This window comes from Pseudomonas sp. PSB11 (assembly GCF_014596605.1).
Taxonomy (GTDB): domain Bacteria; phylum Pseudomonadota; class Gammaproteobacteria; order Pseudomonadales; family Pseudomonadaceae; genus Aquipseudomonas; species Aquipseudomonas umsongensis.
Genome location: NZ_NOIO01000018.1, coordinates 14187 through 36473, shown reverse-complemented (window position 1 = coordinate 36473; position 22287 = coordinate 14187). Strand labels below are relative to the sequence as shown.

At 59.4% G+C, this 22287-nt stretch carries 26 protein-coding genes; 13 read left to right on the top strand and 13 right to left on the bottom strand.

What is annotated here, in order from left to right:
- Positions 1 to 348: 348 nt before the first annotated feature.
- The 3 genes from CGA21_RS30005 (at position 349) to CGA21_RS19780 (ending at position 1359) form a co-directional block, all read left to right on the top strand.
- A complete protein-coding gene (locus CGA21_RS30005; protein ID WP_110750801.1) occupies positions 349 to 597 on the top strand; it encodes a hypothetical protein in 249 nt (82 codons plus the stop codon).
- A gap of 151 nt (positions 598 to 748) precedes the next feature.
- The gene (locus CGA21_RS19785) at positions 749 to 979 is read left to right on the top strand and encodes a hypothetical protein (RefSeq protein ID WP_008064250.1); all 231 of its coding nucleotides are present in this window, start codon (positions 749 to 751) and stop codon (positions 977 to 979) included.
- A 140-nt stretch (positions 980 to 1119) separates the two neighbouring features.
- Positions 1120 to 1359: a DUF2789 domain-containing protein gene (locus CGA21_RS19780; RefSeq protein ID WP_110750803.1), complete on the top strand. Its 240-nt coding sequence runs from the start codon at positions 1120 to 1122 to the stop codon at positions 1357 to 1359.
- A 2-nt stretch (positions 1360 to 1361) separates the two neighbouring features.
- On the opposite strand, the gene CGA21_RS19775 is transcribed toward CGA21_RS19780, so the two are convergent.
- The 3 genes from CGA21_RS19775 to CGA21_RS19765 form a co-directional block, all read right to left on the bottom strand.
- Entirely contained in the window at positions 1362 to 1571 is a 210-nt protein-coding gene (locus CGA21_RS19775; protein ID WP_110750805.1) for a hypothetical protein, read from the bottom strand.
- A gap of 120 nt (positions 1572 to 1691) precedes the next feature.
- On the bottom strand, positions 1692 to 2915 hold the full coding sequence (locus CGA21_RS19770; RefSeq protein ID WP_411157080.1) for a methyl-accepting chemotaxis protein: 1224 nt from the start codon (positions 2913 to 2915) through the stop codon (positions 1692 to 1694).
- 609 nt (positions 2916 to 3524) lie between these two features.
- Entirely contained in the window at positions 3525 to 3929 is a 405-nt protein-coding gene (locus tag CGA21_RS19765) for a TraR/DksA family transcriptional regulator (RefSeq protein WP_007935965.1), read from the bottom strand.
- Between the two features lie 363 nt (positions 3930 to 4292).
- Between CGA21_RS19765 and CGA21_RS19760 the strand changes: the two genes are divergently transcribed.
- A complete protein-coding gene (locus CGA21_RS19760) occupies positions 4293 to 4904 on the top strand; it encodes a glutathione S-transferase (protein ID WP_188264855.1) in 612 nt (203 codons plus the stop codon).
- 222 nt (positions 4905 to 5126) lie between these two features.
- Here the strand turns inward: CGA21_RS19760 and CGA21_RS19755 are convergent, their stop codons facing one another.
- Positions 5127 to 6056, bottom strand: a complete 930-nt coding sequence (locus CGA21_RS19755; RefSeq protein ID WP_188264854.1) for a hypothetical protein — start codon at positions 6054 to 6056, stop codon at positions 5127 to 5129.
- Between the two features lie 278 nt (positions 6057 to 6334).
- On the opposite strand from CGA21_RS19755, the gene CGA21_RS19750 reads away from it, so the two are divergent.
- Positions 6335 to 7018, top strand: a complete 684-nt coding sequence (locus CGA21_RS19750; RefSeq protein ID WP_020796732.1) for a response regulator transcription factor — start codon at positions 6335 to 6337, stop codon at positions 7016 to 7018.
- Positions 6996 to 8390, top strand: coding sequence for a sensor histidine kinase (locus CGA21_RS19745; RefSeq protein ID WP_188264853.1), 1395 nt, complete (start codon positions 6996 to 6998; stop codon positions 8388 to 8390). Before CGA21_RS19750 ends, CGA21_RS19745 begins: the two co-directional genes overlap by 23 nt.
- 226 nt (positions 8391 to 8616) lie before the next feature.
- Here the strand turns inward: CGA21_RS19745 and CGA21_RS19740 are convergent, their stop codons facing one another.
- From CGA21_RS19740 to CGA21_RS19730, 3 genes are read right to left on the bottom strand one after another with little or no spacing between them, the layout of a single operon-like run.
- Complete coding sequence (locus CGA21_RS19740; RefSeq protein WP_110750816.1) at positions 8617 to 9027, bottom strand: SRPBCC family protein; 411 nt, start codon at positions 9025 to 9027, stop codon at positions 8617 to 8619.
- A 26-nt stretch (positions 9028 to 9053) separates the two neighbouring features.
- Positions 9054 to 9851, bottom strand: a complete 798-nt coding sequence (locus tag CGA21_RS19735) for an SDR family NAD(P)-dependent oxidoreductase (RefSeq protein WP_110750817.1) — start codon at positions 9849 to 9851, stop codon at positions 9054 to 9056.
- A gap of 2 nt (positions 9852 to 9853) precedes the next feature.
- Entirely contained in the window at positions 9854 to 10870 is a 1017-nt protein-coding gene (locus tag CGA21_RS19730) for an aldo/keto reductase (RefSeq protein ID WP_188264852.1), read from the bottom strand.
- A gap of 107 nt (positions 10871 to 10977) precedes the next feature.
- Between CGA21_RS19730 and CGA21_RS19725 the strand changes: the two genes are divergently transcribed.
- The 3 genes from CGA21_RS19725 (at position 10978) to CGA21_RS19715 (ending at position 14297) form a co-directional block, all read left to right on the top strand.
- A complete protein-coding gene (locus tag CGA21_RS19725; protein WP_188264851.1) occupies positions 10978 to 11874 on the top strand; it encodes a LysR substrate-binding domain-containing protein in 897 nt (298 codons plus the stop codon).
- A 260-nt stretch (positions 11875 to 12134) separates the two neighbouring features.
- On the top strand, positions 12135 to 13211 hold the full coding sequence (locus CGA21_RS19720) for an RHS repeat-associated core domain-containing protein (protein ID WP_110750820.1): 1077 nt from the start codon (positions 12135 to 12137) through the stop codon (positions 13209 to 13211).
- 165 nt (positions 13212 to 13376) lie between these two features.
- Positions 13377 to 14297: a LysR substrate-binding domain-containing protein gene (locus CGA21_RS19715; protein WP_110750821.1), complete on the top strand. Its 921-nt coding sequence runs from the start codon at positions 13377 to 13379 to the stop codon at positions 14295 to 14297.
- Here the strand turns inward: CGA21_RS19715 and CGA21_RS19710 are convergent.
- Together CGA21_RS19710 and CGA21_RS19705 are read right to left on the bottom strand one after the other, a co-directional pair.
- Complete coding sequence (locus CGA21_RS19710; RefSeq protein WP_110750822.1) at positions 14218 to 14811, bottom strand: DinB family protein; 594 nt, start codon at positions 14809 to 14811, stop codon at positions 14218 to 14220. The genes CGA21_RS19715 and CGA21_RS19710 overlap by 80 nt on opposite strands.
- A 245-nt stretch (positions 14812 to 15056) precedes the next feature.
- Positions 15057 to 16157 (bottom strand): NAD(P)/FAD-dependent oxidoreductase, encoded by a 1101-nt coding sequence (locus tag CGA21_RS19705; protein ID WP_188264850.1) that lies wholly within the window; start codon positions 16155 to 16157, stop codon positions 15057 to 15059.
- Positions 16158 to 16458: 301 nt separating this feature from the next.
- Here CGA21_RS19705 and CGA21_RS19700 point away from each other — a divergent pair, with 301 nt between their 5' ends.
- Both CGA21_RS19700 and CGA21_RS19695 read left to right on the top strand, forming a co-directional pair.
- Entirely contained in the window at positions 16459 to 17475 is a 1017-nt protein-coding gene (locus CGA21_RS19700; protein ID WP_110750824.1) for a GlxA family transcriptional regulator, read from the top strand.
- Positions 17476 to 17575: 100 nt separating this feature from the next.
- Positions 17576 to 17896 carry a DUF2388 domain-containing protein gene (locus CGA21_RS19695; RefSeq protein ID WP_033044188.1) on the top strand — a complete coding sequence of 107 codons (321 nt, stop codon included), beginning with the start codon at positions 17576 to 17578 and terminating at the stop codon, positions 17894 to 17896.
- Between the two features lie 77 nt (positions 17897 to 17973).
- Here the strand turns inward: CGA21_RS19695 and CGA21_RS19690 are convergent, their stop codons facing one another.
- Positions 17974 to 18765: an SDR family NAD(P)-dependent oxidoreductase gene (locus CGA21_RS19690; RefSeq protein ID WP_188264849.1), complete on the bottom strand. Its 792-nt coding sequence runs from the start codon at positions 18763 to 18765 to the stop codon at positions 17974 to 17976.
- A gap of 137 nt (positions 18766 to 18902) precedes the next feature.
- Here CGA21_RS19690 and CGA21_RS19685 point away from each other — a divergent pair, with 137 nt between their 5' ends.
- The gene (locus CGA21_RS19685) at positions 18903 to 19847 is read left to right on the top strand and encodes a GlxA family transcriptional regulator (protein WP_110750826.1); all 945 of its coding nucleotides are present in this window, start codon (positions 18903 to 18905) and stop codon (positions 19845 to 19847) included.
- Positions 19848 to 19912: 65 nt separating this feature from the next.
- The gene (locus tag CGA21_RS19680) at positions 19913 to 20572 is read left to right on the top strand and encodes a methyltransferase family protein (protein ID WP_188264848.1); all 660 of its coding nucleotides are present in this window, start codon (positions 19913 to 19915) and stop codon (positions 20570 to 20572) included.
- Positions 20573 to 20645: 73 nt separating this feature from the next.
- Here the strand turns inward: CGA21_RS19680 and CGA21_RS19675 are convergent, their stop codons facing one another.
- From CGA21_RS19675 to CGA21_RS19665, 3 genes are all read right to left on the bottom strand, one after another.
- The gene (locus tag CGA21_RS19675) at positions 20646 to 21344 is read right to left on the bottom strand and encodes an HAD-IA family hydrolase (protein WP_188264847.1); all 699 of its coding nucleotides are present in this window, start codon (positions 21342 to 21344) and stop codon (positions 20646 to 20648) included.
- Between the two features lie 112 nt (positions 21345 to 21456).
- Complete coding sequence (locus tag CGA21_RS19670) at positions 21457 to 21864, bottom strand: response regulator (protein ID WP_110750832.1); 408 nt, start codon at positions 21862 to 21864, stop codon at positions 21457 to 21459.
- Positions 21865 to 21996: 132 nt separating this feature from the next.
- Positions 21997 to 22263 (bottom strand): pentapeptide MXKDX repeat protein, encoded by a 267-nt coding sequence (locus tag CGA21_RS19665; protein ID WP_110750834.1) that lies wholly within the window; start codon positions 22261 to 22263, stop codon positions 21997 to 21999.
- Between the last annotated feature and the right edge of the window lie 24 nt (positions 22264 to 22287).

Genomic DNA, 22287 nt, shown 5'->3' with positions numbered 1-22287 from the left:
GGCAATGCCGAGGTGAAGCCAGATAACCCGGGTTGAGATCCTGGATGCGCAGAGCGCTCATCCCTCTCGAAGCTTGAGCAGATTACTGGATGCTGCTCACGTCGTCTCGCCCGGCGTTCGACAAAGGCTGAAGGAAAACACCCTTGGAACCGCCAGAGAAATACGGACTATCAACTTTAGGGAAAAAACTCTTATAAAAAAGCACTTTTCTTACATATCGCCAGCCAGAAATTGCTTTAGATAAGCCTTGTCCACCCACCAGTGACGCTGATTCTAGAGCAGCGATGCTCACCGAGACTACCCATTACGACGTACATTACGTCGGCTAACCCAAGAAAAGGACTTCATATGTGCACACTGACACACTTTGCCCATCCCCAGGCATCTTACTCCAACACCCCACCTTCCCTGCACCCCGCCGAGTTCCTTGCGACCGAAGACGCTCCCCGCTGCCCCTCGCCACCACGATTTCATGTGGTTCTGGCGGGTATCGCCTTCTTTCATATCAAAGAAACTTCCACGGGGCACGTAAGAGGTTTCCGCGGCGATCATAACCAGGCCTGTGCCCTCGCCCGCGCGCTCGAGTCACATAGGTGACACTTTCATCCCGTTTTCCCGGAAGGTTTCGTCAAGCCGGCGACTTTACTCAGCCGCCGGCCTCCAACTACTGCCATACTCCCCGACCAATCAAACGCGCCTTCCCGTGGCGGGCGCGCTAAACAACAATATTTCATGGGAAGGCCGTAACGTGACGGAATTTGATATCGGCGAGTTTTTCATCAGGGGCGAAGCCAGAGAGATCGACGGCGAGTTCCAGGCCGTGATCGTGATGCGCGCCAAGCCACCGCTGAAAACCGTGACCTATCATCAGGTCGAGAAAGATCGCTGGTTCAAGTCCTCCGACATCGCCGCCCTTGCCGCGCAGGAGTCGGCCAAGGAACTGAAGGCGGCCGTCGATGCAGGCGCCTTGAAAACCTGACACGCGCCATTGCGGTCTATGCTCACTGCTGCGTTGGAACATCGTTTTCGAACTTAATGAAGCACGGCTCCCTCAGATGCAACAGAGACGTTCTTCATCTCTATCACTCGACACGACAGATGACCTGCAAGGAGATCAAGATGGAATCACCGACCCACGACCTGAAAGGCTTGTTCGACCAGCTCGGGCTGGATTCGAGCCAGCGAGCCATTGACGATTTCATTGCCAGCCATTCTCCCCTGCCCGACGACAAGAAACTCATCGATGCCGAGTTCTGGACCCCCCAGCAGGCAGGCTTCCTCAAAGAACAATTGCGTGAAGACGCCGACTGGGCGCGAGTGGTCGACGACCTGAACCTGCGCATGCATCAGGTTCACTAGGATCAGGCACAGTGCAGGTTGCCTGGCGATTCGGCGTGCAATTGCGCCAGCCAGGCGGCCTTGCACGCTTCAGCTTCATTGCGACTGGAATAGGCCGTGCCACGGCGTTCGCCATTGAGCAGCACCACCCAGCAGATACTTTGCCCCAACGCCCGCAAACTGGCGGGTACTCCGCTCCCGATCATGACCGCGACATCAACTTTACTGTGCATGTTGCGCCTCCAACTCCGTTAGCAACCTAACTAATAGAGGTATGGTAACGACTCCGTGGGCGCGCAAACAATATCGGCTTTGTACAGATTCGTTACCAAAACTGTAACAGTCGCAATCCATTATCGAGGGTTTTGCGGTTTGTAGCCCAGGCGCAAACCACCCCAATGACGCCCCTTGAGCATGATCGGCACTGACAGGTCGTGCATGAGCTCTCCAGTGTCACGGGTATAGGTTTGCAACAGCACGGCTTGCTGATGACTGCCACAGCGGATCCCCGTCCGGTCGGCGAACTTGCGTTTGCTGCGGTTGTGCAGGGTATCGTGTTGTATATCGCCGGTCAGTGGTTGGCTGAACGCCTGGTTATGCGTCGGCACATAGCCCTGCTGGGTACAGGCAATGGCGAATACCAGGCCTTCGTGGCGTGGCAGCAGCGGCTCCTGGATCGCCGGCAGGACCTGATCGGTGTAACGATCAAAGCGCGTTCGGTATTTGGCCGGGTGGGTATCGGGAATCGCCTGGTAATGCCGGTCGAACAGGTCTTCGAGGCTGATCTGCCCCGCATCGATATCTGCTTCGAAGCGCGCGGCAATCTGGCTCGCGCCTTCCCTGGCCAGGTCATAGATCCGCTGGTGATAGTCATCCAGGCCGACTTCGGCGAGGCGCTCGCTGATGGTCTCGGCCTGGCCTTCCATCTGCACCGCTGCCAAGGCCAGGCGCTGGGTCTGTTGGTCACTGATCGCAAGGTCGCTGCGCATCTGCTCGATGGCGTGAAACAGGCTATCGAGTTGTTCACGGTTGGTTTCGGCACCGCGAGCGATTGCCCCGACCTGGCTTTCGACACCGGCAGCCAGGCGGGCAATGTTTTCCAGGTGCTGGCCCGTCTGTTCGACCTGGCCTACGCCGGTGTCGAGGTCGCTGGACAACTGGCGGATCTGCTCGACCACTTGTGCGGTGCGCTGCTGGATATCGGCCACCATGTCGCCGACCTCTCCGGTGGCCGTGGCCGTGCGCGCGGCAAGCCCGCGAACCTCATCGGCCACCACCGCAAAGCCACGACCGTGCTCACCGGCTCGCGCCGCTTCGATGGCCGCGTTCAAGGCCAGCAAGTTTGTCTGGCTGGCAATGGACTGGATCACCAATGTGACCCGCTGAATGTCATCGCTGCGCAAGCTCAGGGCTTCGATCAGCTCACGGCTGTTATTGGCCCGCTGGCTGAGTTGGTGCATGCGGGCAATGGATTCGATCAACTCGGTACGCCCGGCCACGCCGCTTTGATGCGCTTCACTCGCGGCACTCAGGGCCTGGTGACTGAGGGCCGAGGTGGCCTGCTCGGTCGCGATCATGACTTCGGCATTGCCAACGATTTGTGCTGCCGCCCCCAGTTGCGATTGCAACTTGTCGGCCAGTTGCTTGACTGAAAAGGCCACGCCAGCGGCGGACAACGCGTTATGACTGGTGGTGTAGGACAGTTCGCGGGTTAACGCCGAGAGTGTGCCGGACGTATCGGCAGGCACGGCTTCAGGCATTGCGCGCGAGCGCAGGCGTGGCAGCCAAATGATCAGCACGGCCATCGGCAGGCCAAGGTAGAGCGACCAGCCGCCCAGGGTCATGCCACACAATAGCAGCATCAGGGCGATGCTTTGCAGTGTCGGCGTCAACCAGCGGTTGTTCGGCAAAAGCGTGGGTGCAGGCACGGCCGCCACCCGAGATCCGTCTCTCGTCATCGTTATCACCCCGCCAATTTCTAGTTGTTGTCTTCGCATTAAACGCCAGCACAAGGCCATTATCCATGAGCCTTTAGTCGGGGACGTTGCAGCAGATCAATAGAAGTTCGGGGGGATTGTGTAGACGTCGAAAAGCAAAGATCGCAGCCTGCGACAGCGCCTACAGGGGGCTGCCAACGGCTGCGATCTTTTCCAGGCAGCCCAGGTTAAGTGGGCTGCCCAACAGAATCAGGCCTGACGCTGGTGTTTGTCGATTTGCTCGTGGCGTTCTTGAGCTTCGATGCAGTACTTGGTGGTCGGGCTGATCAGCAGGCGCTTGAGGCCAATAGGCTCGCCGCTGTCATCGCACCAGCCGAAGCTGTCTTCCTTGATGCGTTCCAGGGCTTGTTCCAACTGAGGCAGCATGCGCTGATCACGATCAATCGCGTTCACCAGCCAAGTGCGCTCTTCTTCGACGGAAGCGGCGTCCGCCGGGTCGGCCGGGGTGTCCAGGCTTTCGATGGCGATGCGGTTCTGTTCGATGCGCTCATGGGTTTCGACTTTCATGTTTTGCAACAGCTCAGAGAAAAAAGCATGTTGCTCGGCATTCATGTAGTCATCCGCCGGCATGGCCAGCAACTTGTCCTTTGTCATTGATATCTCTATAAAAAACGTGCATTAAGGCGAATTAGGGAGCGTTGCGGCGGACCATCGAAGGTCATCGCAACGGCGCCGTTTATACCAAGCGCCACCCGGCACTCAATTTACGAGGGGCGGCAGTCTAAGGCCGACTTGACGCCTCAGCAACTGAAAAGACAGCGAATTTGTCCGACAAAGCCTCGAAAATGCTCTAAGACAGGCATCCAGGCGGATATCGGAGTGCGTTTATAGCAAGAAATTCAATCCTGCGAAGCTTATATAAAAGACAAACCGCTGAGCTGCATGCCCCGGTTTGCAGGTCGACCGGGCTCAGCTAAGGTTGTCGCTCGCGTAATGGCTATCTCAAGGAGCGGTTAAATGAAGCTGATCGGCATGCTGGATTCACCTTACGTGCGACGCGTCGCCATTTCTGCCAAGCGCCTGGGCATCGCCCTGGAGCACGAATCGGTGTCGGTGTTCAGGACCTTCGAGCAATTTCGGCAAATCAACCCGGTGGTCAAGGCGCCGACCCTGATACTGGATGACGGTGAAGTGTTGATGGATTCGACGCTGATCATCGATTACCTGGAAGCATTGGCCGGCCCGGATCGCAGCTTGATGCCTGCGGGTATCGAACATCGCCTGCGGTCACTGCGCCTGATTGGCCTGGCATTGGCTGCCAGCGAAAAGTCGGTGCAGCTTTATTATGAACGCAACCTACGCCCGGCAGAGATTCAATACGAGCCTTGGGTTAAACGGGTCGAGGGGCAATTGGCAGCCGCCTATTCGGCGCTGGAACGAGAGCTGGAAAAGCAGCCGCTGAAAAATGACGGCTCGATTGACCAGGCTGGTATTACCCTCGCTGTTGCGTGGAGCTTTACCCAGTATGTGGTGCCGGATCAGGTTCCGGTTGAGCGGTTCCCAAAAATCGCTGCGTTCACCCGCTATGCCGAGGGGCTTGAGGTGTTTATCGACACGCCGATTGACTGACGGCGTTACGGCCACCATCGCATCGCCAGCAAGCCGGCTCCTACAGGTGCGTTTCACACCTTTACATCCACCAGCAAAAACGCCGCTTCTGCCAAAAAGGCAGAAGCGGCACAGGCACGAGGCCAGGAACTATCAGTGCATGAACAAGGCGATCAGGATGATGATCGGGATCGGTACGCCGAGAAAGAACAGTAGTAATGAACGCATGATGTTTCTCCTGGGTTAACGAATCGGTGCGGTGGTGACGTAAGTGTCGGTTTCCAGATACACCACGGCATCCCGGCGACGACCGCCGAAGGTGGCAGCCAGGCTGGCGAAGAACGCACCGGCCAGCAGCGCGACGAACATCCACAAGGTGGTCCAGGCTGCTACTTTGGCGGCGGTGTCGGCCGCTTGTTGCGCAGCCAGCTTGGCGTCCGCCACGGCTTTTTGCGTGCGGGCATAGACTTCGTCGACACGACGTTCAGCATCTGCTTGTGTCATGTTGGTCCGTTGCGCCACCAGTTGTGCCAGGTAAGTACGGTCTTCAGCTGCCAACTGACCGTCTTTAAGTGAGCGCACGAAAATGCGCGTCACTGTGCCTCTGGCGGCGTCATCGCTGACGGCGGCTGGCTGGTCATTACGAAACAGGCTGTCGATGTAGTAGCCGTACTGATCGCTGTCAGTGTTGGCTGCCGCGGTGCCCGCTGCTGCTGTCATGGCAGTGGCGGCGCCACCGGCCACCTGCGCCCCGGCCTGCACGCCACCACTGACGATGCTGCTGACCGAACCGGCGACCAACGTGGCCGTCACCAGTGTCGCTACGCACCAGGCGAGGAAACCATGGGCGGTATCGCGGAAATAAACTTCATCGCCATGCATATAAGCCCACTTCACCCGCAGCCGGCCGGCGATATAGCCACCGGCGCCGGAAGCGACGATTTGCGTGACAGCCAGCCAGACAATCGTCGAAATGCCCAGGCCCTTGGCGCTCATGCCTTCATTGGCCCACGGCGAAACGGCCGAAAACCCAAGGCCGAATCCAAGCAGTACCAGGATCAGCGACAACGCCGCCGCCGCCGCGGCCCCGGCGAAGATCGCCCCCCAGGACACGCCCGACACTGTGCTCGATTCATCCGTGGCGGGATAGAAACCCTCAGAGGATCTATTCATTGTTGTATCGCTCCAGGCAGAAAGATGGTGTTACAAGTCTCGAAAGAGCAATTGCAGTCGCCGTGCCAGTCGCGGGCTTTCAATAAATCCTTTTATTTCAGCAGCTTAGAAACTTTGAACTTCCCAACCCCATGCAAATTGCAATGAACGGCTGGATGCAGCGGGTTTTATGCATTGACCGACGATGGATTTGTCCATGAACTTTTATTTAGTAAGCCTTCGATCATTTCTTGGCAAAATGCTGCACTACGTTGTGAATACCTAATCAGGCCAGCCTTATGACCCGCATCTTGACCATCGAAGACGACGCCGTGACCGCACGGGAAATTGTCGCCGAACTGAGCAGCCACGGGCTCGACGTCGATTGGGTCGACAACGGTCGAGAGGGACTTGAGCGTGCGGTCAGCGGCAACTATGACCTGATTACCCTCGACCGCATGTTGCCCGAGCTCGACGGCCTGGCGATTGTCACCACATTGCGCACCATGGGCGTGGCCACGCCTATCCTGATGATCAGCGCCCTCTCCGACGTTGACGAGCGCGTACGCGGCTTGCGTGCCGGGGGCGACGATTACCTGACCAAACCCTTCGCCACCGATGAAATGGCCGCCCGGGTCGAAGTCCTGCTGCGCCGGCAGAACACCGTGACGGCCCAGGCGACCACGCTGCGGGTGGCAGACCTGGAGCTGAACCTGATCAGCCACGAAGCCAGCCGCGACGGCCAGTTGCTCACCCTGCTGCCCACCGAATACAAACTGCTGGAATTCCTGATGCGCAACACCGGGCAGATCCTCTCGCGGATGATGATTTTCGAAGAGGTCTGGGGTTATCACTTCGACCCCGGCACCAATTTGATCGACGTGCATATCGGCCGCCTGCGCAAGAAAATCGACCCACCTGGCAATGTTCCATTGATTCGAACGGTGCGAGGCTCGGGTTATGTCATTGCCGAACCCGTCTAAAGGCTGGCGTTCTTCGACCAGTCGCCTGCTGGCCCTCTACAGTGCGTTGTTCGTGGCCTGGAGCGGGATTCTCATGGGGGTCATGTATTACGAGGTGTCCGCTTACCTCGACAACCTGGCCAAGCACTCGCTGATGCAACGCCAGCATCTGTTCTCGCACTTCCAGGGTGATCAACTGACGGACGCCCTTGCCGTCAGCATGACCTTCGACATCCGCGGCATTGACGCCTACGGCCTGTTCGATGCCGAACATCGTTATCTCAGTGGCGCCCTGCGCCACATTCCCAAAGGCCTGCCGCTGGACGGCAAGATTCACATGCTCAACGACTGCGCCGAGTCCGACGACCCGACCCTGCCCGTCGACAGCTGCGACGCGGTGGCAACCCAGACGAAAGATGGTCGCTGGCTGATCCTGGTGCGGGACAACGGTTCGTTGTTTGCCGTGACCCGGATCATCCTCCATGCCTTGTTCTGGGGCGTGACCCTGACCATCTTGCCCGGCATCGTCGGTTGGCACCTGTTGCGCCGCCGACCGCTAAGGCGGATTCGAGCGATCCAGGGCAGCGCCGAAGCCATCGTCGCCGGGGACCTTACCCGGCGTCTGCCGCTGTCCAATCGCCGCGATGAACTGGACATGCTGGCCGCCATCGTCAACGCCATGCTCGAACGCATCGAGCGCTTGATGAACGAGGTCAAGGGCGTGTGCGACAACATCGCCCATGACTTGCGCACTCCGCTGACCCGCCTGCGCGCGCAGCTCTACCGCATGCAACAACAGGCCGGCGAAGGGTCGCCGCAAGCGACGCAATTGGACGCGGTGCTGGCCGAGGCCGACACCCTGATGGCGCGTTTTCGCGGGCTGCTGCGGATTTCCGAACTGGAGGATCGCCAGCGCCGGTCCGGTTTCGTGCAATTGGACGCGGTGTCCTTGCTACAGGAACTGCATGAGTTTTATCTGCCGTTGGCCGAGGACGATGGCCTGACGTTTGAACTGCAACTGCCCACATCGCTGCCTTCGCTCAATGGCGATCGCGCCCTGCTGTTCGAAGCGGTGGCCAATCTGTTGAGTAACTCGATCAAATTCACCCCGCCCGGTGGCCAGGTGATTTTGCGTGGGGTCAATGAGAACGGGCACACCCGGATCGAAGTACTCGACTCCGGCCCCGGCATTGCGGAGGTTGAACGCGAGGCGGTGTTCCAGCGCTTCTACCGCGCAGAGGCGGGCAATCAGAAAAGCGGTTTCGGCTTGGGGCTGTCGATCGTCGCGGCGATTGTCGGCCTGCACGGCTTTACCCTGGAGGTCGGCACCAGCGAACTGGGTGGCGCACGGTTGGCGATCGATTGTCGGGAGAGCCTGATTGCCCCGACCTGATACAAATCTGCAGAACTGACACAGAACCTGTGGGAGCGGGCTTGTGTGGCGAGGGGATTTATCCCCGTTGGGCTGCGAAGCGGCCCCGGCATTCCTTCAGGCATACCGAGTTGGCTGGCTCTGCGACTGCTTCGCAGCCGAACGGGGATAAATCCCCTCACCACATTCTATGGTTGAGGGCTTCCCCTCAACCATAGAATCTCCCACGGCGGATCTGTGGTGTTTGTCAGGCCGGGTAATTGGCCCGCAGGGCCTCAAGCCCGCCCTGATAAATCCCGGTAAACAACGCCACCACTTCCTCATCGCTCACACCCACCGGCTCAAACCGACCGGACCAGGTCACCCGGGCGCCCTGCCCCTGCGCTTCAACGCGGATCGTCGCCAGATAATCAGTGGCCGGAAACGGCGCCTGCAAGATCGAGTAGCTGTAGGTCTTGCCATCGTTGTCGAACGCTTGCAGACGTTCGATCACTACCGCGCCGTCCGCCGTCTGCAGGCTGCGCACCCGCCCGCCTTCGCTGAGCTCGCTCTTGGGAATGAACGGCAGCCAGTCCGGCAGCGAATTGAAACCGCCGATCAAGTGCCAGACCTGATCGGCCGAGGCCGGGATGTCGATGAATGCTGATGCAGTTGCCATGTAATGCTCTCTCTTGATTGTCGGGGTCAGATGGCCAGGCTGTCGACGACACCGCCATCGACTCGAAGCGCCGCGCCTGTGGTAGCCGAGGATAGTGGCGAAGCAATATACGCCACCAGGTTGGCCACTTCCTCGACATTCGCCACGCGCTGGATGATGGACGTCGGCCGCTCCTTGCGTACAAAGGCGTCGGCTTCTTCCTGGACGCTGCGCCCGGACGCGGCAATGGCATCCTTGAGCATCAGCTCCACGCCGTCGGTCAATGTCGGGCCCGGCAGGATCGCATTGACCGTTACCCCGGTGCCCGCCAGCCGCTTGGCCAGTCCGTGGGACACCGCCAGGTTGGCGCTTTTGGTCACACCATAGTTGAGCATGTCCGCAGGAATCGCGATTCCGGATTCCGAAGACAGGAAAATCACCCGCCCCCAGCCCTGCTTGACCATGTCCGGCACGTAATGCCGTGCCAGGCGCACACCGGAGATCACGTTGACCTCATAGAAGCGCGCCCACTCGCTATCGGGTGTGTCGAAGAAATCCACTGCGGCATAGATTCCCAGGTTGTTCACCAGAATGTCTGCCCGCGGTTCGGCGGCGAACAGTTTTTCCGCGCCCTCAGCCGTCCCGAGATCCGCCGTGAGCCCGCGCACTTGTGCGCCGGGCACCTGCTGGCGAATGCTCGCCAGCGCCTGCTCGACCTTGGCCGCCTCGCGGCCGATCACCACCACCGTGGCGCCGGATTCAGCCAGTGCCTTGCTGATGCCAAGACCAATGCCGGCAGTGCTGCCGCTGACAATGGCCAGTTTTCCACTCAGATCGATTTTCATGCTCAAGCTCCAGTGATCGGCAACGGTGCGCGCTCGGACACCAGCTTCGCGTCGCGCAACGCTTGCCAGAAAGCGGCGGGAATCACCGCCGACAGTGCGGCCACATCTTCGGCAATCCGCTGCGGGCGACTGGCGCCTGGAATCACCGCTGCCACGGCCGGGTTGGCCAACGAAAACTGTAATGCTGCCGCTTTGATGTCGACACCATAGGCCAGCGCAATGCGCTTGATCTGCTCGACCTTGGCGACAATCGCCGGGCTGGCCTTCTGGTATTCGAAGTGTTCGCCACCCGCCAGAATGCCCGAACTGTATGGCCCGCCAACCACGATTTCGACGTTCTGCGCCAGTGCCGCGTCCATCAGACGCTGCAAGGCACGATCATGGTCGAGAAGAGTGTAGCGACCGGCCAACAGAAAACCGTCCGGCTGCGCTTCACTCAGATCCAGGGTCAATTCGCACGGCTCGACTTTGTTCACCCCCAGGCCCCAGCCCTTGATCACGCCCTCTTCGCGCAAGCGGGTCAGCACCTTGAAGGCACCAGTGCGGGCCTGGTTGAAGTATTCCAGCCATTGATCGCCGTAGAAGTCCTGGGCGATGTCATGCACCCAGACGATGTCCAGGCGATCGGTTTGCAGGCGCTTGAGGCTGTCTTCGATCGAGCGCAGCGTCGCATCGGCGCTGTAGTCGTTAATGATCTTGTTCGGGCGCCCATGCTCGAACACCCCGCTCTTCTCCCCCAGATCGCGGGCGGCGGCGTCTTCGACCTCGTCGAGAACCACCCGTCCGACCTTGCTGCTCAGCACATAGTCATCGCGGTTGTAGCGCGACAGCGCCTGGCCGAGGCGAATTTCCGACAGGCCCGAACCGTAGAACGGTGCAGTATCGAAATAACGCACGCCGGCATCCCAGGCGGCGTGCACGGTGGCTTGCGCCTCCTCTTCAGGGATGGCGCGGAACATATTGCCCAGAGGGGCGGTACCGAAACCCAGCGCGCCGGGCAGTTTGTCTTTCAAGCTCATAAGTGAAACCTCTCGAATCAGGAAAACCTGTAGGAGCAGATCCTAGATTGCGACGTTCGGACCGTCCAAGACATAATATGCAGCACTTGAGTCCCTGGAGGTCTTACATGATTGACATCCGTCAATTGCGCTACTTCGTCGCCGTCGCCGAGGAAGAACACGTCGGTCGCGCCGCCGAACGCTTGCATATGTCCCAGTCACCCCTGAGCCGGCAGATCGCCCAGCTCGAGGAACGCCTGGGCCTGACCCTGTTCGAGCGCAGCCAGCAACGTATCCGCCTGACGCGCGACGGCCAGACCTTCCTCGCCGAAACCCGCGCCCTGCTGACCCACGCCAACCGCCTGGAATCCCTCGGTAAACGCCTGGGGCGTGGCGAAGAAGGCGGCCTGTGCATCGGCTACATCGAAAACGCCATGCACGCCGGCGTCTTGCCCAATGCCTTGCGCGTGCTGCGTGTAAGCCGCCCGAACGTGCACGTCGCGCTGTACAACCAGAGCTCCGCCGAACAACTCGAGGGCCTGCGTCAGCGTAGTCTGGATATCGCCCTGGTCAGTGAGCCGCCGACCGATGACGACCCAGACCTGCTGGGTTTCCAGGTGCTGGATGACCCAATGTTGCTGGCCCTGCCCGAACATCACCCGCTGGCCAGACAGGCACAACTGGCCGCCACCGACCTCGCCGAACAGGAATGGATCGGCGTTCAGCACCAGAATGTCACCGGCCGCGAGAACTTCGTCAGCGCCTGCATCCGCGCAGGCTTCACCCCGGATATCCGCATGGAAGCCACCGGCCCTTTCACGGCAATGGCGTTGGTGGCCTCGGGGTTGGGCATCGCCATGATCCAAAAAGGCCTGAGCCGCAACGCACCGCCGGGCGTGGTGCTGCGGGAAGTGCCATGGATTCCCCTCACCCGGCCGCTATGGGCGGCGTGGCACCGAATCAATCTGCGGCCGTTGGTGGAGAATTTCAGGAAGGTGCTGACGGACTCTGAACCCAGCGCATAAAACTGTGGGAGTGGGCCTGCTCGCGATCGCGATCAATGCAACGCCTGTCCTCGCGTCTCCCGCATCGACAAGGGTGAGCATTCGGGTGGTATTGCTGGCGTTTGATTTTTCCGAAGAAGAAATCGCCAATCTGCTGGCCTCTGCGCCATGTCCACGGGGAATCATTGGCCGAAAAAAACCTAGCAGTTCTGATAGTTCCAACTCGCTGCGTAAAAACCAATACTGAGCACCTGCCTGTTGGGCCTTTGGAGCACTCACCCATGCTATCGCCAGACGAATCCCTGCTATGCCAGTATCACTATGACGCTCTCGACCAATTGATCGGTCATGCGCCAGCGAACGAAGCACAGCATCAACGGTTCTATTGCAAAAGCCGCCTGGTTACCGAGATACAAGAAACGTTTCGTCATTCCATTGTCCAGTATGGTGAGTTGTTGCTGGCACAACAGCAGAGCGAGGGCGGCTCAGACAGCACCACGCTGCTAGCCATTGATCAGCAGCGCTCGGTATTGCAAACGTTCGCTCCGGACAATCACCGATACGCCATTGCTTACACACCTTACGGTCATCGCCCTGATGAGAGCGAATTGACCAGCCTGCTTGGATTCAACGGCGAGCGACCTGACCCGGTAACCAGGCGTTACCTGTTGGGGAATGGGTATCGGGCGTTCAATCCTTTCTTGATGCGATTTAACAGTCCGGACAATCTGAGCCCGTTTGACAAGGGTGGATTGAATTCGTATGCATACTGCGCCGGGGATCCAGTTAACAAAACAGATCCCGACGGGCATATAGCGTTAGGTCCGGGCCTGAAAGCCTTACAGTGGGCAAGACGGGCGAAAACAAAAGTATTAAAGCGCAATGGCATATTCGACTTACACCGAGAAACTACTCCCTCGCCACATATATTAAAAACGGGTGTGTCTCCTGAACAAGCCATAAAAGCTCATTCGCAAATTAACGCCCTGCAGTATGAGACCTCTACAAGCCTTGCTCAAAACATTGCATTACAAAAAGAACTGAATATTCCACCAGCACAACGCTCTCCCAGCCAAAATGAGCGTCGCTGGCTGGTCGAACACCTGTATAGGAAAATAAACGATTCAACCACAACCCCTATGCGTGGCAATTTCGCAAGCAATGAGCTTCTTCGCCTATCGAAACAGGAACTCCCCGACGCCCGACCAAATGGAATCGGCCTCCAACAAGCTCAATCAACAATTTTACAGTACCTGGATGCTTTTCATGCAATCGTTGCAACCCATAAAAATCCGAATGCCGAAGCATTTAGGTTTAAAGCGAATCAAATCAGACACGCCCACTTTGAGCGCATTTAGTTTTTGTATCGTTGGGGAATTTTGAACACGCAAACCGGAGGGCAAGACATCATTGATACCGCGCTCGAACGATTTACAGTCAGGGCACGGTCGAGCGCTTACCAACCCTCTCGCCAAAGGTTTAGTGCTTTACTGAAAAGATTATGCAACCTGTGAGAATCCACCATGAACCGCAACGACCTGCGACGCGTGGACATGAACCTGTTGGTGATTTTCGAAACGCTGATGTTCGAGAAGAACCTCACTCGGGCCGGCGAGAAGCTGTTCCTCGGCCAGCCTGCCGTCAGTGCGGCACTCGCGCGGTTGCGCGATCTGTTCGACGACCCGCTGCTGGTGCGTAACGGGCGTGTGCTGGAGCCGACACCGCGGGCGTTGGTGATTCTCAAGGAGTTGCAACCGGCCATGGACACCATTTCCGGCGCGGTGAGCCGGGCCAAGGATTTCGACCCGTCCATCAGCCGCGATGTGTTTCGCATCGGCCTGTCCGACGATGCCGAGTTCGGCCTGTTTCCGCCATTGCTCAAACAGATTCGCGATGAAGCGCAGAACGTCGTGGTGGTGGTGCGCCGGGTCAATTACCTGTTGATGTCGTCGATGCTTGCCAGCGGTGAGATTTCCGTGGGCATCAGCTACACCACGGAGCTGCCGGCCAACGCCAAGCGCAAGAAGCTACGGGACCTGAGCGTCAAGGTGCTGCGTGGCGATGACCGGCCGGGCGCCCTGACCCTGGATGAATTTTGCGAACGTCCCCATGCGCTGGTGTCGTTTTCCGGGGACTTGAGCGGCGCTATCGACAATGACCTGGCGCGCATCGGCCGCTCCCGGCGTGTGGTCCTTGCAGTGCCACAGTTCTCGGGCCTGCGCGCCTTGCTGGCGGGCACTGACATGCTGGCCTCGGTGCCCGACTATGCGGCCTGTGCGCTGATCGATGGCAGCAGCCAGCTGCGCGCCGACGACCCGCCCTTCGAGATCGTGCCGTCGGAACTGTCCATGGTGTGGAACGGCGTCAACGATAACGATCCGGCAGAACGTTGGTTGCGCTCGCGAATAGTGGAGCACATGTCGGCGCCACTGCCGGGGCATTGAGCGCGTTGAAGTGCGGGTCGGTCTCGCGCAGGTAGATCGGCAGGTCCGTCATCGGCGGCATGGCCGGAATTTCGAAGTACATCTGGATCACCCAGCCACGGTGATAGCTGGCGTGATTGACCACGTGCAGCAACATCGCGCCGGCCGTCATGGTGCCGCTTTCGCCGGAAACGAAAGTGAACCTCAAGGGTTTGTCCAGCGAGGCATCGGTTTGCCGTGCGCTCCAGTTGCAGTACCAGCGATCCACGTCCTGTTGCGCCAGGCGCAACACCGCCAGTTCAGGGTGCACCAGGTCATGGGAGGTCTTGAAGCCGTGCCCTCGGCCTTCGAGGTGAGCCTGCCAGATACAGTCCACCACATAGATGTGATTGAGCGTGCCGATCATGTTCTTGAAGACGCCGGCGCGTTCTTTTTCGACTTCACCTGGCGGCAATAGCGCCAGGTTGTCGAAGAGACGCTGGTTGGCCCATTGTTTGTAATCGGCAAGCATGCGGGCAGTGCGTACGTTGATCATCAGATGTCTCCGATGGCGAAGAGCACGTCTTCCAAGGATAGCGCTATCTGCGCTCAGCGGCGTGGGCGCTGATTATCGGTCACCCTCGCCCTTGCACTTGTGGCGAGGGGATTCATCCCCGTTGGGTTGCGAAGCAACCCCGAAACCTGCAACTGCGGTACCCTCACGCACATCGCATTTGCAGGAATTACGACTGCTTCGCAGCCGAACGGGGATGAATCCCCTCGCCACAAAATCTTCGACAGTTACCTATCCAGCGCCCCCATTACGTGCTCGGCCAGCGCCAGGCAACTGGTCAGGCCCGGCGATTCGATGCCGAACAGATTGACCAGCCCCGGCACCCCATGCTCGGCCGGGCCACTGATGCGAAAATCGGCGGCAGGCTCGTTCGGGCCGCTGATTTTCGGGCGAATGCCACTGTAGGCCGGTTGCAGGCTGTCATTCGGCAAGCCCGGCCAGTAACGGCGGATCGCTGTGTAAAAGCCGTCGGCCCGGGATGGATCCACCCGGTAATCGACCCTGTCGACCCATTCCACATCCGGCCCGAAACGCGCCTGGCCACCGAGGTCGAGGGTCATGTGCACGCCCAGCCCGGCGCTTTCCGGCGCCGGGTACACCAGGTGGCGGAACGGCGCGCGGCCGCTGAAACTGAAGTAGCTGCCCTTGCACAACCGCGCCTGGGGAGCGTATTGCCGTGGCAGGCCAGTAATGCGGCTCGCCACCTCCGGCGCGGACAATCCCGCGCAGTTGATCAGCTCGCGGCAGCTCAAGGTCATGGGCTCGGTGCCGCCCACGTGCAACTCGAAACCCTCTTCAGTACAACGGACCGACATCAGCGGCGTATGAAAGACCAGCGACGCGCCCCAGGCTTCGGCATCAGCCTGCAGCGCCAGCATCAGGCCATGGGAGTCGACGATGCCGGTGGACGGCGACCACAGCGCCGCAACGCAAGACAACTCAGGCTCCAGCGCCTGGGCGTCCTCCAGCCATTGCAGGTCATCGACGCCATTGCGCCGGCCCTGCTCCAGCAAACCCTGCAAGGCCACACGCTGTGCATCATCGGTGGCGACGATCAACTTGCCCAGACGCTGATAGCTGACGCCGCGCTCGTCGCAGTAAGCGTAAAGGCGTTGCTTGCCCTCCACGCACAACTGCGCCTTGAGACTTCCGCTCGGGTAATAGATACCGGCGTGGATCACTTCGGAATTGCGTGAACTGATCCCCACTCCAATCCCTTCGCCGGCCTCGACCAGGATCACTTCGCGCCCGCCCATGGCCAGGCTCCTGGCCACCGCCAGCCCGACCACACCAGCCCCGACCACCACACAGTCGACATCAACGCTCATCAAACCCGCCCTCGCTCCCGGTAATCGATCAGGCTGGAGAATATCGCGCCGCGCCCGCGCTCGCCCGGCGTCAACCAAGTGCCATTGACATCCAGCAACAGGTTTTGCCCGGTATCCAAACCGGCTTGAGCGCTACGGGCAAACTCCCTCAAATGAGTCGAGGCAGTACGCGAACACCTATTGGTTGAAGTTTTCCCGCCCAAGTGACATAAAACCCTGAAATCCTGACAGCCGACCAGATGCGATAACGCTTATATCGTTTGCGAATTATCATTATTCCAACGTGTCAACACAGAAACCTATGAACGATATCGCCCGCACGCCCGTCACCGAGTCCCCGTCCGACCCATCGCGCCTGATCGTATTCCTCGCCTACCCCGAAATGGGCCTGCTGGATTTGACCGGCGCGCAAACCGTATTCTGGGCGGCTTCGCGCTACCTCAACAGCAGCAATCTGCCCGGCTACAAACTGCAGACCGCCAGCTTGACCGGTGGCCTGATCCATACGGCGGAGGGCCTGGCCGTCGACACCGTGCCATTGAGCACGTTCAACGACCAATCGATCGACACGCTGATCGTTCCCGGCGCACCGGCCATTATCCTGGCGATGAACAACGTCTTGAGCCTGGTCGAGTGGCTTAAGCAGGCATCGACCAAAGCCAGACGCACCGCCTCGGTGTGCAGCGGCACGTTCCTGTTGGCCGAGGCCGGATTGCTCGAAGGTCGGCGTGCCGCCACCCATTGGGCGATGTGTGGCACGCTCAAGGAGCGCCATCCGTCCATCGAAGTCGACAACGATGCGATCTTCGTTCAGCAAGGTTCAGTCTGGACTTCTGCCGGGGTCAGCGCCGGAATCGACCTGGCACTGGCGTTGGTCGAAGAAGATTGCGGAAGAGAATTGGCACTGCTGACGGCGCGGGAGATGGTGGTGTTTCTCAAGCGCCCCGGTGGCCAGGCCCAATACAGCCAGTTGCTGCAATCGCAAACCAGCGAAGGTGCGGCCTTCGACGACCTTCACCTGTGGATCACGCAGAACCTGTCTGGCGCCAATCTCACCGTCGAGACACTCGCCCAACAGGTTCAGATGAGCCCGCGCAACTTTGCCCGGGTCTACAAACTCAAGACCGGCCGCACGCCGGCCAAGGCCGTGGAAGTACTGCGCGTGGAAGCTGCGCGACGACTGTTGGAAGATTCAGAGCGCAATATCGATCAGATTTCCCGGCTGTGCGGCTTTGGCGATGAAGAGCGCATGCGCCTGACCTTCCAACGCAACCTCGGGGTTTCGCCGCGGGACTATCGCAACCGTTTTTCGCGCTGAAAACCTGCCCGGGACAACGCAGGGGAACTCCTGACGACCGCCATGCATCCTAAAGGGTGAGAGACTTCCTTTTTGCTTCACGTCTTCAGAGGACACCGTCATGCGCCGTCTGATTATCATTTCTTCCCTTTTGCTGTGCTTACCTGTCGGCTCCGCGATGGCCGATGTGGATGCAAAGGATGTCGCCACGTCGGCCGGGGTTTCCGCCTCGCTGTACTCGACATTCAAGGATGACAAACTGATGATCCCCGCCCGGGATGACGCCTCCAGCTTCGTGGCCAGTGGCGGCGCGATTCGTGGCGTTTATCTGGAGCAGGTACTGCAGCGGATTCGCCAACAGCATCCTGACCTCAACAGCGCCAGCGACGAAGACCTGGCTCGCGCCATCCTTGTCCAGGAAGGCGTTCCGGCTGGTCAGTAATGATCTATGTAGCGCGGTGTTGTTGATATCCCCATCGCGGACTTGCCCGCGATGGGGACCAAAAGCGCACACTCAATCTATCGATAACGCGCCGCTGCCGTGGAATTGCCGAACAGCCCGGACAGCACCTGGCGCTGCGCTTCGTAGCGATCCCACTGCTCCCCGTCGTGTAATCCCGGAATGGTCACCACTTCCCCCCTCTCCAGCCCCACCAGTGCGGCATCGACCATGTCTTCGGCGGACATCACAATCTCCTGCGGCAAATTCTCCACCGGGTTGCCAGCCTCGCTCCAGAAGTCGGTGGCGGTCGCGCCCGGCAACACGGCCTGGATACGAATGCCTTTATCCGCCAGTTCCCGGTGCATCGATTGGCTCAGGCCCAGGACAAATGCCTTGGTCCCGCCATACACACCGTTGAGGATTTCCGGGGCGATGGCGACGATCGACGAAATGTTGATCACGGTCCCGGCACCGCGTTCGACGAAGCCCGGTACTGTCGCATAGGCCAGGCGTGTCAGCGCGGTGACGTTGAGGCCGATCATGTCTTCCATGTCATCCACGGGGCTGCCGAGCAACGGCATGACCGCGCCAACGCCAGCGTTGTTAAGCAACAACGTGATGCTCGCGTCACTTCGCAGTATCTTTTCGACCCGCAACAAGTCGGTTTTGTCTTTCAGATCCGCGGCGACCACTTCCACGTTACGGCCGGTCTGGTCGCTCAGCCGGTTGGCCAGCGTGACGAGCTTTGCCTGACTGCGCGCGACCAGGATCAGGTCGTAACCCTGCCGGGCGAGACGGTCGGCATACACTGCGCCGATGCCCGAAGAGGCGCCAGTGATCAACGCAGTGCCTTTGGAGGAGAGAGCCATGTTCATTTTCCTTCACAGTGAGGCGAGACAATCGCCGGTCAGGAACTGTTATAAATGGACTCGCGTCTGTCGCAAATGACGTTTAACCTACGTTTTCAGGACATCTATTTTTCGGACATCTGGTTTGAGGATCGGCGATGATCAGCGTGGCGTTTGTAGTGTTCGAGGGTTTCCAATCCATGGCGCTGGCAGCCATGCCGGTATTCGAATATGCCAATTTCAGTGCTGGGCAAGCCCTGTATGACGTGCGTGTACTGTCCGAAGACGGCCGCACCTTGCGCGCTTCTGGTGGCCTGAATGTTGGCACCGAGGCGTTCGACGAACGGCTGTTCGATACGGTGATCGTGGTGGGTGGCGACACCATCCTCGAGCAGGCGCCCGAGGGTGTACTCGACTACGTGCGTGCCAGCGCCAGGACTGCCCGCCGTACCGCGTCGATTTGCTCTGGAGCCTTTGTCATGGCCCAGGCCGGATTGCTTGAGGGCCGGCGGGCTACCACGCATTGGGCTTATGCACGGCAACTGCAAGAACGCTTTCCATCGATCAAGGTTGAACCCGACCGAATCTACGTCATCGACGGCGCGATCTGGACCTCCGCCGGCATGACCGCCGGCATCGACCTGGCGCTGGCCATGGTCGAAAAGGATCACGGTGCCGAACTCGCACGTGCCGTAGCGCAGAAACTGGTGATGTACCACCGCCGTGCTGGCGGTCAATCACAACACTCGGCGCTGCTGGAACTGGCGCCGAAATCCGACCGTATCCAGACCGTCCTCGCCTACGCTCGGGAGCACCTCGCGCAGACGTTATCGGTGGAACAACTGGCCCAAGTGGCGAGTCTCAGTTCGCGGCAATTCAGCCGTGCGTTCCGTACCGAAACCGGCCAGTCGCCCGCCAAGGCCATCGAGAACCTGCGCCTGGAGGCGGCACGGCAGATGCTTGAGGGTGGCCGCCTGACACTCGAGCAGATCGCCTTGGAAAGCGGGTTTATCGATCCGCGGCGCATGCGCGAAGCGTTCCTTCGAACGTTCGGGCAACCACCGCAGGTGTTCAGGCGCAATGCGCGATCAGCGGCCCAATGATGATCGTTCCCCACGCAGAGCGTGGAACGATCGGCGCTACACTGGGAGTGTCGGGGGTATCGCCTATGAAAATCTCGGCCAAACTGGCGTTTTTCGCCATCGTCTCCACCCTCGCCTACCTCATGCTGGCAATTTGGGGGCTGGGTGGCTTCGCGGCGTTTTTTTCCCATGCCGCCTTGGTGGTGGTTGCGCTTGCAACGCTGGTCATGGCCATCGCTTCGCTGTTTACCGAGGTCAACCTGAGTTCCGGTGAGCGCGAAGACAGGGCCAATCGCTGGGTACTGCCAGCGTTCGGGGTGATCGGGATATTGAGTGGTTTTTTCCCGGCCTACACCGACCGCGTCGACTTCTGGACCTTCGGTGGCGAAGGCGTGCGTTGGCTCGGGGCGCTGCTCTTCATCATCGGCGGCGTGCTGCGAATGTGGCCGGTGTTCGTGCTCGGCAAACGCTTCAGTGGGCTGGTGGCGATCCAGCCGGGGCATCGCCTGGTGACCGACGGGATCTATCGTCGCTTGCGCAACCCCAGTTACCTGGGGATGTTGGTGATTGCCGTGGGTTGGGCCCTGGCGTTTCGTTCGGGGGTCGGGTTGCTGCTGGCTGCGTTGACGGTGATTCCGCTGATCGCGCGCATTCATGCCGAGGAAGCATTGTTACGGGCGCAATTTGGCAGTGAATATGACGCTTATTGCGCCCGGAGCTGGCGGTTGATCCCGAAAATCTACTGAGACACACCCCCACTGTGGGAGCGAGCCTGCTCGCGAAAGCGCAGTGTCAGGCAACGTTTATGTCGGCTGGAAGTCAGCGTTCGCGAGCAGGCTCGCTCCCAGGGTGGAGCGTGCGAAGTCGAATCACGCCGTGGGCGTCTACGCGGGCAACGACCTCGTCATAACCTGCCAACGTGGCGTGCGCCGTCACAATCGGCTGCTCATGCGTCGCCGTGACAATCAGTAAATCCGCCCCCGCCGCCTCGGCTGCGAGAATGCCTACCGCTGCATCTTCAAAAACCAGGCAATCCGATATCTCTACATCCAGCCGCTGCGCAGCCAATCGATAACCGGCAGGGTCAGGTTTGCCAGCGGCGACATCTTCGGCAGTGACCAGCACAGCCGGCTCGGGAATCCTCGCGGCTGCCATCCGCCGCAACGCCAGCGCCCTCGGGGCGGAGGTCACGATAGCCCATTGATCGGCTGGTAAAGACTGGAGAAAGCGCGCCGCGCCCGCCACTTCTTCGACGCCCTCGACATCCTCGATTTCAGCTTCGGTGATCCACGCCGCTTCGGCCTCGGCATCAACTCCGGGCAATGCCAGGCGATTGATGGTGTCGATGGCGCGGACGCCGTGAATGGTCGGCAGGAAGGTCTCGACATCGACGCTGTGACGCACGGCCCAAGCAGCCCAGACGCGCTCGGCGGCGGCAATTGACGTAAGGATGGTACCGTCCATGTCGAACAGGAAGGCACGGTAAGGGACGTTCAAGACGGATTCGGGAGCAGACAAAGGGTCCTTCCTATCTCAAGGATCGGGGGGATGCCCTTGGAAATGTACACGATCAATCGAACTGTCGCAGGCTGCAATCTTCAAGATCCAACGATACAGCCTGCGGCAGCTCCTACAGCGGACGTCGTGATTTCAGGGCGCCGTCCACGCAATCAAGCAATTGACCCAGCGCCCAGGGTTTCTTGATAAACGAGACATCATGCCGGACCCCGGAAGTTTCAGGGGTTTCGAAGCCGGACATGATCATGATCGGTTTGTCCGGCCAACGATCTCCGAACAAATTGGCCAGGTCCGCGCCGTTGAGCGTTCCCGGCATGGTGATGTCCGTGAGAAGCATCCCGACTTCGGGTGCGTGGCTCTGTAAATACTCCGATGCGGCGTCCGCGCTGGTTTGCGCTTGCACGACATAGCCTTCCTCTTGAAGAATTTCGCAAAGAAACTCCAGGATCAGCGGGTCGTCTTCAACTACCAGAATCAACCCGCCATGAAGCTGTCCGCCCGCTGTCGATTCTCGACTCATGACCTTGCCGCTCCCTGATCACACCAGTTTATATGCGGGCTTGAAATCCGCTACCTACAGGTATGAGCGGTGGTCTCTGCGGAAATTCATTTTTGATACAAACAGAAGACGAAATCGGTGTTTGCGAGACGTTTACCGGGACATCGGGTCTTTTTTCATAGCGTCCTTGGACATGGCGTCTTTCTTCATGCCGTCCTTGCTCATGGCATCCTTGGACATGGTGTCCTTGCTCATCGTGTCCTTGGCCATCGAATCCTTTTTCATGGCGTCCTTATGCATGGCGTCCTTGGACATCGAATCTTTGCTCATGCTGTCCTTGCTCATCGTATCGCCAGCAAAAACACTGGCAGCGCCGATGGCCAGGCACATGGACAGAACAACAGTGGTCAACTTTTTCATGGTGGAACTCCTTGATGCATTGGG

Coding starts and splice junctions, on each gene's coding strand:
- CGA21_RS30005 (WP_110750801.1), top strand. CDS start 349: ATGTGCACACTGACACACTTTGCCCATCCCCAGGCATCTTACTCCAAC.
- CGA21_RS19780 (WP_110750803.1), top strand. CDS start 1,120: ATGGAATCACCGACCCACGACCTGAAAGGCTTGTTCGACCAGCTCGGG.
- CGA21_RS19775 (WP_110750805.1), bottom strand. CDS start 1,571: ATGCACAGTAAAGTTGATGTCGCGGTCATGATCGGGAGCGGAGTACCC.
- CGA21_RS19770 (WP_411157080.1), bottom strand. CDS start 2,915: ATGATCGCGACCGAGCAGGCCACCTCGGCCCTCAGTCACCAGGCCCTG.
- CGA21_RS19765 (WP_007935965.1), bottom strand. CDS start 3,929: ATGACAAAGGACAAGTTGCTGGCCATGCCGGCGGATGACTACATGAAT.
- CGA21_RS19760 (WP_188264855.1), top strand. CDS start 4,293: ATGAAGCTGATCGGCATGCTGGATTCACCTTACGTGCGACGCGTCGCC.
- CGA21_RS19755 (WP_188264854.1), bottom strand. CDS start 6,056: ATGAATAGATCCTCTGAGGGTTTCTATCCCGCCACGGATGAATCGAGC.
- CGA21_RS19750 (WP_020796732.1), top strand. CDS start 6,335: ATGACCCGCATCTTGACCATCGAAGACGACGCCGTGACCGCACGGGAA.
- CGA21_RS19745 (WP_188264853.1), top strand. CDS start 6,996: ATGTCATTGCCGAACCCGTCTAAAGGCTGGCGTTCTTCGACCAGTCGC.
- CGA21_RS19740 (WP_110750816.1), bottom strand. CDS start 9,027: ATGGCAACTGCATCAGCATTCATCGACATCCCGGCCTCGGCCGATCAG.
- CGA21_RS19735 (WP_110750817.1), bottom strand. CDS start 9,851: ATGAAAATCGATCTGAGTGGAAAACTGGCCATTGTCAGCGGCAGCACT.
- CGA21_RS19730 (WP_188264852.1), bottom strand. CDS start 10,870: ATGAGCTTGAAAGACAAACTGCCCGGCGCGCTGGGTTTCGGTACCGCC.
- CGA21_RS19725 (WP_188264851.1), top strand. CDS start 10,978: ATGATTGACATCCGTCAATTGCGCTACTTCGTCGCCGTCGCCGAGGAA.
- CGA21_RS19720 (WP_110750820.1), top strand. CDS start 12,135: ATGCTATCGCCAGACGAATCCCTGCTATGCCAGTATCACTATGACGCT.
- CGA21_RS19715 (WP_110750821.1), top strand. CDS start 13,377: ATGAACCGCAACGACCTGCGACGCGTGGACATGAACCTGTTGGTGATT.
- CGA21_RS19710 (WP_110750822.1), bottom strand. CDS start 14,811: ATGATCAACGTACGCACTGCCCGCATGCTTGCCGATTACAAACAATGG.
- CGA21_RS19705 (WP_188264850.1), bottom strand. CDS start 16,157: ATGAGCGTTGATGTCGACTGTGTGGTGGTCGGGGCTGGTGTGGTCGGG.
- CGA21_RS19700 (WP_110750824.1), top strand. CDS start 16,459: ATGAACGATATCGCCCGCACGCCCGTCACCGAGTCCCCGTCCGACCCA.
- CGA21_RS19695 (WP_033044188.1), top strand. CDS start 17,576: ATGCGCCGTCTGATTATCATTTCTTCCCTTTTGCTGTGCTTACCTGTC.
- CGA21_RS19690 (WP_188264849.1), bottom strand. CDS start 18,765: ATGGCTCTCTCCTCCAAAGGCACTGCGTTGATCACTGGCGCCTCTTCG.
- CGA21_RS19685 (WP_110750826.1), top strand. CDS start 18,903: ATGATCAGCGTGGCGTTTGTAGTGTTCGAGGGTTTCCAATCCATGGCG.
- CGA21_RS19680 (WP_188264848.1), top strand. CDS start 19,913: ATGAAAATCTCGGCCAAACTGGCGTTTTTCGCCATCGTCTCCACCCTC.
- CGA21_RS19670 (WP_110750832.1), bottom strand. CDS start 21,864: ATGAGTCGAGAATCGACAGCGGGCGGACAGCTTCATGGCGGGTTGATT.
- CGA21_RS19665 (WP_110750834.1), bottom strand. CDS start 22,263: ATGAAAAAGTTGACCACTGTTGTTCTGTCCATGTGCCTGGCCATCGGC.